Source organism: Stenotrophomonas sp. PE591 (genome assembly GCF_018320795.1).
Classification (GTDB): Bacteria; Pseudomonadota; Gammaproteobacteria; order Xanthomonadales; family Xanthomonadaceae; genus Stenotrophomonas; species Stenotrophomonas maltophilia.
In genome coordinates this window covers 57797-70784 of sequence record NZ_JAAOKO010000012.1, presented here as the reverse complement: position 1 = coordinate 70784, position 12988 = coordinate 57797, and the positions used below count along the sequence as shown (strand labels likewise).

Annotated in this window: 13 protein-coding genes; 6 read left to right on the top strand and 7 right to left on the bottom strand. The window is 68.1% G+C overall.

Annotated elements, in window-relative coordinates:
- Positions 1-32: 32 nt before the first annotated feature.
- The gene (locus tag JLDANKMP_RS20645) at positions 33-2570 is read right to left on the bottom strand and encodes a methyl-accepting chemotaxis protein (protein ID WP_212561992.1); all 2538 of its coding nucleotides are present in this window, start codon (positions 2568-2570) and stop codon (positions 33-35) included.
- Positions 2571-2774: 204 nt separating this feature from the next.
- On the opposite strand from JLDANKMP_RS20645, the gene JLDANKMP_RS20640 reads away from it, so the two are divergent.
- Positions 2775-3614: an arylamine N-acetyltransferase gene (locus JLDANKMP_RS20640; RefSeq protein WP_111687739.1), complete on the top strand. Its 840-nt coding sequence runs from the start codon at positions 2775-2777 to the stop codon at positions 3612-3614.
- A gap of 65 nt (positions 3615-3679) precedes the next feature.
- Here the strand turns inward: JLDANKMP_RS20640 and JLDANKMP_RS20635 are convergent, their stop codons facing one another.
- From JLDANKMP_RS20635 to JLDANKMP_RS20625, 3 genes are read right to left on the bottom strand one after another with little or no spacing between them, the layout of a single operon-like run.
- Positions 3680-4051 carry a VOC family protein gene (locus JLDANKMP_RS20635; RefSeq protein ID WP_164208496.1) on the bottom strand — a complete coding sequence of 124 codons (372 nt, stop codon included), beginning with the start codon at positions 4049-4051 and terminating at the stop codon, positions 3680-3682.
- 22 nt (positions 4052-4073) lie between these two features.
- A complete protein-coding gene (locus JLDANKMP_RS20630; RefSeq protein ID WP_005411236.1) occupies positions 4074-4712 on the bottom strand; it encodes a response regulator transcription factor in 639 nt (212 codons plus the stop codon).
- Complete coding sequence (locus JLDANKMP_RS20625; RefSeq protein ID WP_212561991.1) at positions 4709-5809, bottom strand: histidine kinase; 1101 nt, start codon at positions 5807-5809, stop codon at positions 4709-4711. The genes JLDANKMP_RS20630 and JLDANKMP_RS20625 overlap by 4 nt, the downstream gene beginning before the upstream one ends.
- A 156-nt stretch (positions 5810-5965) precedes the next feature.
- Here JLDANKMP_RS20625 and JLDANKMP_RS20620 point away from each other — a divergent pair, with 156 nt between their 5' ends.
- The 3 genes from JLDANKMP_RS20620 (at position 5966) to JLDANKMP_RS20610 (ending at position 8717) form a co-directional block, all read left to right on the top strand.
- On the top strand, positions 5966-6388 hold the full coding sequence (locus JLDANKMP_RS20620; RefSeq protein ID WP_012481398.1) for a DUF2141 domain-containing protein: 423 nt from the start codon (positions 5966-5968) through the stop codon (positions 6386-6388).
- 26 nt (positions 6389-6414) lie between these two features.
- Entirely contained in the window at positions 6415-7938 is a 1524-nt protein-coding gene (locus JLDANKMP_RS20615; RefSeq protein ID WP_212561990.1) for a carotenoid oxygenase family protein, read from the top strand.
- A 62-nt stretch (positions 7939-8000) separates the two neighbouring features.
- The gene (locus JLDANKMP_RS20610; protein WP_212561989.1) at positions 8001-8717 is read left to right on the top strand and encodes an ABC transporter substrate-binding protein; all 717 of its coding nucleotides are present in this window, start codon (positions 8001-8003) and stop codon (positions 8715-8717) included.
- Between the two features lie 31 nt (positions 8718-8748).
- Here the strand turns inward: JLDANKMP_RS20610 and JLDANKMP_RS20605 are convergent, their stop codons facing one another.
- Positions 8749-9648 carry a LysR substrate-binding domain-containing protein gene (locus JLDANKMP_RS20605; protein WP_005411241.1) on the bottom strand — a complete coding sequence of 300 codons (900 nt, stop codon included), beginning with the start codon at positions 9646-9648 and terminating at the stop codon, positions 8749-8751.
- A gap of 98 nt (positions 9649-9746) precedes the next feature.
- Here JLDANKMP_RS20605 and JLDANKMP_RS20600 point away from each other — a divergent pair, with 98 nt between their 5' ends.
- The gene (locus tag JLDANKMP_RS20600; RefSeq protein WP_164281572.1) at positions 9747-9890 is read left to right on the top strand and encodes a hypothetical protein; all 144 of its coding nucleotides are present in this window, start codon (positions 9747-9749) and stop codon (positions 9888-9890) included.
- 7 nt (positions 9891-9897) lie between these two features.
- Here JLDANKMP_RS20600 and JLDANKMP_RS20595 read toward each other — a convergent pair whose 3' ends face one another.
- Positions 9898-10464 (bottom strand): GIY-YIG nuclease family protein, encoded by a 567-nt coding sequence (locus tag JLDANKMP_RS20595; protein WP_111151069.1) that lies wholly within the window; start codon positions 10462-10464, stop codon positions 9898-9900.
- Between the two features lie 42 nt (positions 10465-10506).
- A complete protein-coding gene (locus JLDANKMP_RS20590) occupies positions 10507-12060 on the bottom strand; it encodes an alkaline phosphatase (protein ID WP_212561988.1) in 1554 nt (517 codons plus the stop codon).
- Positions 12061-12181: 121 nt separating this feature from the next.
- Between JLDANKMP_RS20590 and JLDANKMP_RS20585 the strand changes: the two genes are divergently transcribed.
- Positions 12182-12976 (top strand): D-alanyl-D-alanine carboxypeptidase family protein, encoded by a 795-nt coding sequence (locus JLDANKMP_RS20585; RefSeq protein ID WP_212561987.1) that lies wholly within the window; start codon positions 12182-12184, stop codon positions 12974-12976.
- The last annotated feature ends 12 nt before the right edge of the window (positions 12977-12988 follow it).

The window sequence follows — 12988 nt, the reverse complement described above, 5'->3', positions numbered from 1 at the left end:
GCCGGCCAGCGGCCGGCACTACCGGAGCACGATCAGGCCGCAGCCCGCGCCTGTGGCATCGACTGCAACTGGAACGCGCCCACCGCTTCGGTCAGCGCGTGTACCTGCGCCTGCATCTGCGCGGTGGAGGCACCAGCCTCTTCCACCAGGCTGGCGTTGCGCTGGGTGTTGGCTTCCATCTGCACGATCGTCTGCTTCACCTGCGCGATGCCGGCATGCTGGTCCTGCGATGCACTGCGGATACTGGCCAGCAGCTCGGCCAGCTGCTGCACGCTGCCAACGATCTCGCCCATCGTGATGCCCGCCTGCTCGGCCTGCTGGCTGCCCTGGCCAACACGCGCCACCGAATCCTCGATCAGTCCTTTGATCTGCTTGGCCGCTTCGGCACTGCGCTGGGCCAGCAGGCGCACTTCCGCAGCCACCACGGCGAAGCTGCGGCCCTGCTCACCTGCACGCGCGGCTTCCACCGCGGCATTCAGCGCGAGGATGTTGGTCTGGAAAGCGATGCCATCGATCAGCTGGGTGATGTCGCCGATCCGCCGCGAGGCCTCGCTGATGCCATGCATGGTCGCGACCACCTGGCCGACGGCCTCGCCACCGCGCTGGGCCACCGCGGCCGCCCCCTGCACCAGGGCATCTGCGCGGCCCGCGGCATCGGCATTGCGGCCAACCGTGTCGGTCAACTCGTGCATCGACGCTGCCGTCTCTTCCAGGTTGGCCGCCTGCTGTTCGGTACGCTGCGACAGATCATGGTGCCCGGCAACGATCTCACCAACGCCGGTGTCGAGGCTGGACGTCGCCTGCTGGATGCGGGTGACGATGCGGCCCAGTTGCGCGACCGTGGCGTTGGCATCGTCGCGCATGCGTGCGAACACGCCCTGCAGCTCACCTTCCATGCGCACGCTGAGGTCACCACGGGCCAGCGCCGCCAGAAGCGCCTGCAGATCGCCGAGGTTGGTCTCGAAGGTCGCCAGCAGGCGGTTGATGCTGGTCGACAACGTGCGCACGAAGCCCTGTTTTCCCTCCAGCGCGATGCGGCCGTGCAGGTCGCCATGTGCGGCGGCGTCGACCAGTGCTGCCACTTCGGTTTCCAGCAGCGTTTCCAGCGCGCGGCTGCGCCACTCCACTGCCACGCCGAGGAAATGCCCTTCGTCGGTGATGGCATTGGCGATCAACTGGTAGCGGACGCCGGCATGACCGATCTCGCGCTCCTCGCGCTGGCGCACGCCAGCCAGGCTGGCCAGTGCCGGATGCAGGCGTACCGCATCGCTCCCCACCAGATCTTCAAGCCGGAGTGCAAGCTGCTCCAGCAGTGCCGGATTGGCGTACGCCACCAGGCCTTCGGCATCGATCACCATCAAGCCGGCCTGTGCGCTGTCCAATGCCTGGCGCACGCGGGTGTTGCCGCGGGCCACCGCACGCTCGGTCTCGATGCGCGCGCGCAGGCGCTGCTGCATGTCGACCAGGCGCTGGGCCAGCTGGCCGATTTCATCGTTGGCGTTGTAGACGCGCAGGGTGGTGTCGAGGCGGTCGTCGGCGATGTCGCTGGCGAAACGCAGGGTGTCATGGATCGGCTGGCGCACCGCACGCAGCACCAGCACCAGGCTGGTGATCAGCACGCCGGCCACCAGCAGCAGGGTCAGTGCGAACACCACGCTCATGGTGCGCGCGCCGGCCCGCTGGCGTGCCTGCGCCCTGGCCAGCGCCGCCACCTGTGCCTGCTGGAATGCGGCCAACGCCGGCGCTACGCCCGTGGCGGTATCCAGCAGCGACTGCGCTTCCACATCCAGGCCGACGCGGGCAGCGGTATACCCCAGCAGTGCGGCCTGATACGCCTCCATCCCGGTGCGCAGGGTGTCCTGCACATCCGCAGGCAGGCCCGCCAGCGCGAGGTCGAACGGCAGCTTCTCCTCGCTGGCGCGGTCGGCGTGGGTGGAATCACCGTCGAGCAGCAGCATTGCCTCCTGCCTTCGCATCTTCTGCAGGGACAGCGCCAGCGCAGGCCGCTGCTGCACATCCACCTGCGCCTGCAGGGTGTCGGCGGCCTGCTGCAGCTGCGCAGCGAGGCCAGCATCACCACGGCCCATCTCGTCGACCCGTTCGAACAGGGCGGCCACACCCTGCGAGAACGCGTCGGCGGCTTCGGTCAGCGCCTGCAGGGCCTTGCGCCGGCCCGCATCCATCGGCATCGCGCGCAGCGCCTGCAGATCGGTCTGCAACGCCTTCTGCGTGGCCAACAGCTGCGCGCGGTCGGCATCATCGAAACTGCGTGCATACTGGGTCTGCAGGCGACGCGCTTCGGCCACCCGCGTGGACAGGCTGGCAGCCAGATCGCTGCCGCGCTGGTAGCTGGCCTGGCTGCGCGCAGCCAGTGCGTTGGCATGGCCAGTCCAAGCGTAGACAGCAGCGATCGCCACCAGGCCCAGGCCGCAGATCCACAGTGTGGCCTTGAGCTTGTTGGCCACGCTGAGCCGATGTGGCTGCAGCCAGCGCAGCAGCCCGGGGGACGCCGAGTGCAACGCAGCAAGGCGCGTGCGCAGGGACCGGAGGTGGGGGACAACGGCCGACATGACAGACTCCAGGCGGAAGGACGCACCTGTATCGGCCTGACTCAGGACAACTTTAGCGCTTTCTTCGTCTGCGTCCCCCCCATCGCTGGTGGACGCGGCCTTTGTACCGGGTGCAGGCGACGGAGGCATGACACGGCCGCCGCGCTTGACCTCAACCCCGGTTGGGGGAGCACAGTGGACATCCCTCCCCCGCCCGCTGCCTCGATGACGACGCTCGATGTCCCCCGCTACCTGCAGCGCCTGCAGCTGGATGCGCCGCCACCGCGGACCCTGGCCGGCCTGACCCTGCTGCAGCAGCGCCACAACGCACTGCTGCCCTTCGAGACCCTCAGCTGCCTGCTGCGCGATGCGGTGCCGATCGACCTGGACAGCGTGCAGCGCAAGCTGCTCGACGAGCGCCGCGGTGGTTACTGCTTCGAACTCAATGGCGGGTTGCTGGCGCTGCTGCAGGCATTGGGCTTCGATGCGCAGCCATTGAGCGCGCGGGTACTGCTGACCGCCCAGGACGGCGAACTGACCGCGCGTACCCACCTGCTGCTGCGCGTGAACGTAGACAGCGACGATTGGCTGGTGGATGCCGGTTTCGGCAGCCTGACCCCGACCGTGCCGCTGCGCCTGCATGATCCGCAGCCGCAGGCCACGCCGCACGAACGCTATCTGCTGCAGCGCCTGCACGACGAGGGTGATTTCGTGCTGTCGGCCGAGTCCAACGATGGTTGGCGGGCGATGTATCGGTTCGACCTGCAGGCGCCGGCACCGATCGACAACGTGGTTGGCAACTGGTACGTGTGCACCCATCCCGATTCCAGTTTCCCCGGGCAGCTGCGCGCGTCGCTGACCGGGCCGGACTGGCGCCGCACCATCGGCAGCGGCAACTACACCGAGTATCGCCCCGGGCAGGCACCGGACAAGCGCCCGCTGCATGATGTGGGTGATGTGCGTGCCGTGCTGCAACAGCGCTTCGGCATGCAGCTACCGGACGACCCGCGACTGGACCCGGCCATCAATGACTGGCTGCAGCGCTCGCGCGCCGCGACCTTGTAGGGCCGAGCCCATGCTCGGCTGAGCTGGAGCGGCTGGGCCAACAGCAGCCGAGCGTGGTCTCGGCTCTACAGAGCAGCGCGCGCCTGCAGCGCAATGCGGTTGCCTTCGCTGTCGCGGATCTCGGCCACGCGCCAGTCGCCCGCATCGGCGGGTCCGAAGCGCAGCTCGGCGCCCGCTTGCAGTGCTCGCCCCAGGCTCGCATCCAGGTCATCGACGCCGATGTAGACGCGCGCCCCCTGTTCGGAAGGCCGGTAGTCCGCGCCGAGCACCAGCGCAATGCTGGCACCGGCGGCCTCATCGGAGAACGGCAGGTAGGCCATCCGGCAGTCGTGCAGCACGACAGGTTCGTCCACCGCGACCTGCAGCCACCGCTGGTAGAACGTGATGGCACGGTCCAGGTCACTGGCCGGGATTTCCACATGCAGGATCGGGTTCACTGGCACTCCTTGCTCGGTCCACTCAGATGATGCGCAGGGTAATCGCCTTCAGCACCGCACGGGTGCGATCGCGGGTGCCCAGCTTGTCGAGTATGGCGGACACGTAGTTCTTCACCGTGCCCTCGGCCAGGAACAGGCTGCGCGCGATCTCCTTGTTGCTGTAGCCACCGGCCAGCAAGCGCAGGATCGCCACCTCGCGTTCCCCGAAGGTATCGGTGGGCGGTGCTTCATCGTGGAAGCGGTAGCGGGCGCGTACCGGCTCGGTGCTGACCGGCAGCAGCAGGGTTTCGCCAGCGGCGACGCGCTCGATCGCCTCGCGCAGGTCTGCGGGTGCGGCGTCCTTGAGCAGGAAGCCCTGTGCGCCGGCCTCGCTGGCGCGCAGCAGCAGGTCACTTTCATCAAAGGTCGTCAGCAGCAGCCACGGCGTGGCATCGCCGCGCGCGCGCAGCTGGCGCACTGCCTCGATGCCGTCCATCCCGGGCATGCGGATGTCACTGAGCACAACATCCACGCGCTGGGTGGACAGCGCGTCCAGCAACGCCTGGCCCTCCTCGGCCTCCAGCGCCACGTCCACGCCCAACCCCTGCAACAACGCACGCAGCCCGGCGCGGACCAGCGCCTGGTCGTCGGCGAGGGCAACACGGATCGCGCTGCCGTTCATGCCGGCACCCAGGCGGTCAGGTGCATGCCGCCCTGTGCGGTGCGGGCCAGTTCCAACTGGCCACGCACTGCGGCCAGGCGCTCGCGCATGCCGGCGATGCCGTTGCCCTCGCGGATACGTTCGGCGCGCTGGCCGTCGTCACGGATGTCGATACGCAACCGGGAATCCTCCTCGTTGATCGTCAGCCATACGGTGTCTGCGTTGCCATGCCGGGCGGCATTGGTCAGCGCTTCCTGTACCAGGCGCAGCACGGTCTCGGCCATCAGCGGGTCAACCACGCGCACGCACTCGCCGATCTGCAGCTGCAGCTTCGGGCGCGGGAACGGCGCGGCCAGCGCGTGCAATGCGGTGGCCAGATCGAGGCCGCGATCATCGCGCATCGATTGCACCACCTGGCGGATGTCGGCCAGCAACTCGCCGGACAGCTGCTCGGCCAGCACCAATCCTTCGCGCTTGGCCAGCATAGGGTCGGCCGCAAGGGCACGCAGGTTCAAGCGCATCGCCGTGAGCTTGTGCCCGGCCACATCGTGCAGTTCGCGGGCCAGTCGCAGGCGCTCGGCGTCGCGTGCACTGTCGGCCAGCAGCGCGCGGGTAGCCAGCAGGTCGGCATTGACGCGGGCCAGGTCATCGCGGGCCAGCGCGGTGCTGCGGGCATAGTGTGCGGTCAGTGCGGCAAAGGCCTGGAAGCCGCCATAGAGCAGCACCACCAGCAGCGGCTGGCTGAAGCCGCAGTAGCGCAGCACGAGATACATGGCGAGGTTGGCCAGCAGTGCAACAGCCAGCACGAAGCGCGGTGGCCAATGCTCGGCCAGCTGCGCCACCAGCACCACCAGCAGTACCGGTGCGGTGCCGGTACGCGGCTGCAGCGCAACCAGCACGACCGCCAGCAACGCCTGCAACACCGCCGCGACAGCGCGCACGCGGGATGGCACCGACGCCCAGCCGTGCACCACGAACAGCAGCAGGAACACGGCAAGCAGCAGCAGGCTCAGCCCGGCACCGTTGCGCTGCACCGCGAATGACAGGCCCACCACCAGCACGGTGGCCAGACCGGCGAGGCTGAGGGGACGCAACAGATGGCGGAACAGGCTGGGCATGGCCAGATGCTGACCGCCGCACACGCCGGCGGCAATGGGTCCGGCGCAGAAAGTGACTTCTGGCACGTCGAATCGATGACCACTGGCCCTGAACCCGGTGCAGCGCCGCACGCAGACTGGCGCCACACCGCCACACACACTTCCGGAGCCACTGCCATGATCCGCACCGCCCTGCTCAGCACCGCCCTGACTGCCCTGGCCCTGGCCGGCAGTGCCCACGCCGCCGACCTGGCCGTGACCGTGCACGACGTCCGCGTGCAGACCGGCACCCTGCGCGTTGCGCTGGTCGACAGCGCCGCCGCCTGGGACGGCAAGGCCAGGCCCGTGCAGGCCCAGCAGGCGGCGCCCAGCGGCGACAGCGCCCACTTCACGTTCAAGGGCGTTCCGGCCGGCAGCTATGCCGTGCTGCTCACCCACGACGAGAACGACAACGGCAAGCTCGACACCAACCTGGTCGGCATGCCGGTGGAGGGCTACGGCTTCAGCAACAACCCGCAGGTGATGCGCAAGCCGACCTTCGACGAGGCGCGCGTCGACGTACCGGCCGCCGGCACCGCCATCGACATCACCCTGCGCTGATTCCTGCATCCAGACCCGAGGCCACCATGGACCGTCGCCGCTTCCTTCGTACCCTGCTCAGCAGCAGTGCCTGTCTGGCCCTGGGCACCACCGTGCTGCGCAGCGCTCCCGCCTTCGCCGGCGACCCGGCGCGGTTCGCGCAGGGCATGCAGGAACACCCTTGGCTGCTCGGCTGGCGCAGCGTCGGCAGCGAAAGCCTCGGTCCGGCCACCGTGCAGTTGCAGGGAAAGCTGCCGTCAGGCCTGGCTGGCACGCTGTACCGCAACGGTCCGGCCTGGACCGAGCGCGATGGCTTCCGCTACGACCACTGGTTCGACAGCGACGGCATGGTGCATGGCTGGCGCTTCAATGGTGATGGCAGCCTGACCCATCACGGGCGCATGGTTGCCACGCCGAAATTCACCCGTGAACAGAAGGCCGGCCGCTTCCAGTATCCGGCCGCCGGCACCAGCATTCCCGGTGCGCTGGCGGTACGCAACAACGATGATGCCAACGTGGCCAACACCTCGGTGACGATGATCAATGGCCGCCTGTTCGCCCTGTGCGAATCCGGTTCGGCGTTCGAAGTGGACCCGGATTCGCTGCAGACGCTTGGCCCTGTCACCTGGCGTCCGGACCTGGCGGCGCTGCCGTTCTCGGCGCACCCGCTGACCGACCACGACGGCAGCCTCTGGAACTTCGGCTCGATCAGCCTGATGGGGGGCCATGGCCTGCTGGTCTGGCACATCGGTGCGGACGGCCAGCTGCGCAGCGCCAATGTGATCGAAACACCCGAGCATGGCTACCTGCATGCCTTCGCGATGACCGACCAGCACCTGGTTTTCGTGATGATGCCGTTCGATTTCACCGGCGCAGGTGGCAGCTTCTTCGAGCGCATGCAGTTCGCACCACAGCGTCCGGTGCGCATCGCGGTGGTCGCCAAGGATGCGCCGGACAAGGCGCAATGGTTCGAGGCCCCGTTCGCGGCGATCTACCACTTCGGCGACGCGTTCACCCGCGATGGCGGCATCGTGCTGCGCGCAGTGCGCCACGACGACATCAACGAGGCGCGCTCGCCGATGAAGGAAGCGATGGCCGGTGATGGCGCACACGCGGCCAACAGTGGCGCCAGCCTGGTCGAGCTGCATCTGGACCTGCGTCGTGGACAGGCCCGCTGGCAGACGTTGGGCATCAGCGCGGTGGAGTTCCCGTTGTTCGACCCGCGCTCGGCGAACACACGTGGCGCACGGCTGTATGCGCCGACAATCGACGGCACGGCCACTGCGCCGTACTTCAACGCGGTGGCCGCGTTCGAGATCGAGCACGGGCGCCGCCAACTCTGGAACTACGGGGCGGACATCATGGCCGAAGAGCATGTGTTCGTACCGCGCCCGGGCAGCCGCAACGCCGATGACGGCTGGCTGATCGGCACCCTGCTCGATCCGGTGAACCAGCGCAGCGGCCTGGCCGTGCTGGATGCGCGCCATGTGGATGACGGTCCGCTGGCCCAGGCGTGGCTGCCGTATGCGGTGCCACTGGGCTTCCACGGCACCTTCGCCGCGCGCGGCTGAGTCCACGCCACGCGGACACCGTTGTTGGCATGCTGGGTCTCCCCCGCCCCGTGGAGTCCTGCATGTCCCTGGCCGACCACCGACGTACGCTGGCACCGCACGGTTTCCTGCGCGTGGCGATCAACCTGGGCAACCCGGTGCTGGCACAGGGCGATGCGCGCTCACCGCGCGGCCCCTCGCTGGAACTGGCTACCGCGTTGGCGCAACGGATGGGGGTGCAGGCACGCTTCACCTGCCACGATGCCGCAGCCTCGGTGGTCGCCGCAGCGGGCGAAGACGGCTGGGATCTGGCCTTCCTGGCGATCGATCCGGCGCGTGCCGACCGCATCGCCTTCAGCGCTCCGTATGTGGAGATCGAAGGCACTTACCTGGTGCGCGAAGACAGCCCGGCGCAGCAAGTGGCCGACCTCGACCGCGAGGGACTGCGCATCGCGGTGGGGCATGGCGCGGCCTATGACCTGTTCCTGAGCCGGGAACTGCGCCATGCCACGATCGAGCGGGCGGACACCTCGGCAGCGGCCATCGCCCTGTTCGACCAGCACCGCCTGGATGCCGCCGCCGGTGTACGCCAGCCGCTGGCGGCCTGGGCGAAGGCACATCCCGGCCATCGGGTGCTGGCCGATCGCTTCACCGCGATCCAGCAGGCAGTAGCGGCACCGGCCTCACGCCCGGCCAATGCGCTGCGGGCGCTGTTTGAGGAAGTGGAAGCGATCAAGGCGGGCCCGTTGCTGGAGGAAGCGTTCGCGCGTGCCGGGCAGGCGGTCACCCTTGTGCAGTGACTGTAGAGTCGAGATCGAGCACCGCGCGGCGTTACAGATGCGCGTCCGCCATGTGCTGCACATGCTCGGCGGCCTGCGCATGCAGCCAGTCGCGGAACGCGAGGAAGCCGCGATGGCTGGCCGAGCGCTGCGGGTACACCAGCCAATGCGGCCACGCCGTCTTCAGGCGCTGGCTGGACAGCGCGACCAGCTGGCCGGATTCCAGCAGCAGGCGTGCCCGGGTCACCCGGCCAAGGGCCACGCCTACGCCATCCAGTGCGGCGCGATGGTGCGCCTCCGAATCATCCAGCACCGCCACGAAGCGCGATGGCGGGCTCTGCCCGCTCAACGCGAACCAGGCGCCCCACGCGCCGTCGGGATCACCGAGCAGCGGCCACTGGGTCAGCGGTACACGGTCGATGCCCCCCATGCGCTCGATCAGCGCGGGGCTCGCCATCGGCACCAGCCACTCGTCGAACAGCGGTTCCACCACCAGGCCCGGCCATTGCCCGCTGCCCAGCCGCAGCGCGGCGTCGAACTGGCGCTGCCGCTCGAAATCAATCAGGCGCTCACTCGACTGCAGGTTGATCTCGATCTGCGGATGCTCAGCCACGAAGTGACCCAGGCGCGGCACCAGCCAGGCCGATGCCATCGATGGCACCGCACTGATCGTCAGCACGTGCTCGGCACGCGCGGCATAGGGCTGGAAGGCTTCGTTTATCGCATCCAGATGCGGCCCCACCTGCTCGAGCAGGCGCTGCCCCTCAAGGGTAAGGGTGATACCACGCGGCTGGCGGATCAGCAGCGGCTGCCCGAGCCGTTCTTCCAGCTGCCTCATCTGGTGGCTGAGCGCGCTGACGGTCAGGTTCATCGACGCCGCCGCGCGCGACAGGTTGCCAAGCCGGGCGGCAGCCACGAAGCCTTGGAGGGCATGGAGCGGAGGGCGGGACATAAGGCTTGAAATTCTCTCAAGTCATGCTTGCGGAAATGTCGCTTTTTGCCCGTCCATGCTGCCCGTATCGTGCAATCCACTCAAGTGGAGGCACGCTCATGAACATCTTCGGCGGCTTGTTGTTCCTGCAGGGCCACGTAGCCAGCGCCGAGCTGGCACGCCAGCTGGCCAGCCCGTCCACACCTGCCCCGCAGTGCGCGCGGCAACCGGCCGCGCCGGTTCAGCCGCCGCGAGCCCGTTGAACGCTCCTCAACCTGCATACCAGCGTTGGACGTGTTCAGGCAGCCACGGGATCGGATCGATGCCCAATGCCTGACAACCATCGAGGGTGTCACGCAGCGCTCTTTCGCCGGGGCCACCGGGGATCCGCAGGCCTTCCTCTTCGGGAAGCTGCACCGCAGCCCAGTCGTGCAACCGGTCCATGCGCAGGCGAAGCGCGGCTCGCAGCCACCCCTTCAGTGGATAGCAGCGATAGCCCTGTTCGCCCAGGCCGGCAACCGCAAGCGACAAAGCGTGGTTGGCACCACGTACCCATTCGGTGCGGCCTCCAGCCTTGTCCTGGACCGTCATCGGCGCCGGGGCGCGGTGCGCCTTGAACGGCGAACGCAGCTGCAGCTCCAGATCCCGCGCATCGCGCTCGCTTTCCGCTTCCACCAGCGCACCGGCGTCGAGATCGAAGAACTCGAACCAACGCCGGTGCAATGCGCTGATGCGCCCAAGCGGATCACGTGAGAAACCAATCTTCGCGTAGTCTTCCCACGCACAGGGGAAGACGTAGGCGAAGACACGACCGTCGATGCGGATATCCGACTGCATGTACGCAGGCTGCCTCGACAACAGCCCGCGTGCAACCGGGCGTTACCGTGGACGCTGCAGCGCTTCCTGCACTGCGGCAGCCACGTCGGTATTGTCGATGTAGCTGCCGTCGTTCCAGCGCACGTGCTGACGGTAGCCGGCATCGACGCCCCGCACGCGCTTGCCCAGCAGCTCCGCGCCGGCGCCCCTGGCCCACAGCGGCACCAGCGCGTTGGAGTGGTTGCCGGTGGGGCGGAAGCTGATTCCGGGCATGCGGCCGCGACCGTTGTTGCGTACCGGCGCGAAAGCCACGTCCTGTGCATCCGGGCCCATCGGCATGCTGTTGTCGTGGTCGGTGGTGACGATCAACAGGTTGCGCTCCCAGCCACCGTTGCGCTCGATCCAGTCGACCACCGCCTCCACCGCGTCATTGAACTCCACGGTCTCTTCGATCAGCCGGCCATACTGCGGCTGATCGCTGCACTGGCCGTAATGCCATTCGGTGCCGCACGCACTGGTATGTGCGGCCCAGTCGGTGGCGCCGCCTTCCACCATCAGGTACAGCCCCTTGGACGAGCGCTGCTGCAGGAACTGCAGTGCGCCACGCGTCATCGTCGCCAGATCGGGCACGCTGTCGATCTTCCTCACTCCCGAAGGCGTGGCTGCATCCTTGCCCAGCACCTGCAGCTGGCGCGCCTGCTGCAGTGTGTTGGCCACGCGCGGTACACCGATCAGCGGCCGGTCGGCCGGCAACCGTCCCTGCGCCAGTGCGGCGAACGCTTCCTTGCTGCGGATCAGGCGCCACGGTCCCGCCGGATTGCCGCCGATGGTGCTGCCCGCTTCCAGCTGCTGCCAATCCTGCTGCGACACCCACTCCCATGGATTCGCACAGCCCTCCGCCTTCGCCGCGTCCGTACCTTCATGGCAGGCGCGGCCGTCGACACTGTAGCCCGGGCCACCCGTGCCCATCACCAAGTCCATGTGGCCCTGCGCCAGCATCTGGTGTGCGATGGCGTGATGGTTGCTGCGCGATTGGTTCTGCGCCGCGAACGCGGCCGGCGTGGCATGCGCGAACGGCACCGAGGTGACCACGCCGGTGGCCATGCCCAGGCGCTTGGCGCGCAGCGTATTGAACTCGACCGGCTGGCCATCGTTGTTGAAGTTGATGGCGTTGTTGTAGGTCTTGATCCCCGAGGACAGCGCAGTGCCCGCCGCCGCACTGTCGGTAGCCACCGCGGCCAGGTACTGGTAGCCCGCAAAGGGCAGGTCCTGCGCAGGAACCGGCGCGTCATCCCAGGCCTTGCCCGGGTCGTAGCCAAGCGTCTGCGCGTTGTCACCGGTCGGCTGGCTGCTCGCGTTCAACGGAAAGGTGGTCACCGCCAGGCGCAGTGGGAAATCCGCATAGGGTGCGCCTTCACGGCTGCCGTACTGCCAGTAGGCGGCGGCGTCCCAGGTACCCCAGCCGGCACCGTCGTTGATCATCACGATCACATTGAGCGGACCGGCTTCGGCGCTGGAAACAGCCTCGGCGCGCAGGTTGGGCTGGCAACCGCCAAGTGCGGCCAGCGCGAGCAGCAACGAAGAATGAAGCCAGCGGCGTGGAATGCGTGCAGTCATCGGATGTCCCGTCGGGCCATCGGCGGCCCACAATGACGATACGTTATATCGTTTCAATATTTCAGCTTCGTGCAGCCGCCGCACACTATCCTCCTGGGTTCCCACTGCCATCGTCGCTTCCATGCCGTCTCCTGCTCCTGCGCGTGCACCGCTGTCGTCCATCACCCTCGATGCGGCAACTTTCGCGGTGATTCACCAGCACAACGCGGATATCGCCAGGCAGCCGGCCTCGCTGACCAAGCTGATGACCGCCTACGCGGCTTACGAATGTGTCGAGGAGCACGGGCGCTCGTGGGGCGACGAAGTCACCATCGCCGCCGACGACGTGCATGCGGTCGCCGACGATGAAACGCGCATGGGCCTGGTGCCCGGCGAAACGGTCACGCTCGCGCGCCTGCTGGAAGGGTTGATGATCGTCTCCGGCAATGACGCGGCGTTGGCCATCGCGCGCCACCTGGACGGATCGCAGCCTGCGTTGCTGGAGCGCATGAACCGGCACGCACGCCAGCTCGGCCTGCGCAGCAGCTGGTTCGCCAGCGTCTCCGGCATCACCACGCCGCACCATGCGTCCAGCGCGCGCGACATGGCGGTGCTGGCCGCCTGCCTGCTGAATGACCATCCGCAGATACGGGCAATCACCGCGCAGCGCGCGTTCGTGCATGGCAGCTTCAGCCGCAACAACCAGAATGCGCTGCTTGGCGATGACGGCGTGGATGGATTGAAGACCGGCTACACCCAGGCAGCAGGCTTCTGCCTGGCCGCCACCGCATGCCGGGCAGTGCCCGGGCGGGATCAGCCGGTACGCCTGATCACCGTGGTATTGGGTTCTGAAAGCCGCGACGCGCGCGACGCACTGGTGCGCGATCAGCTGGCGGCAGGATTCGCCACGCTGGCCAGCAGCACCGCCGGGGCCTGACGCCCGAAGCCG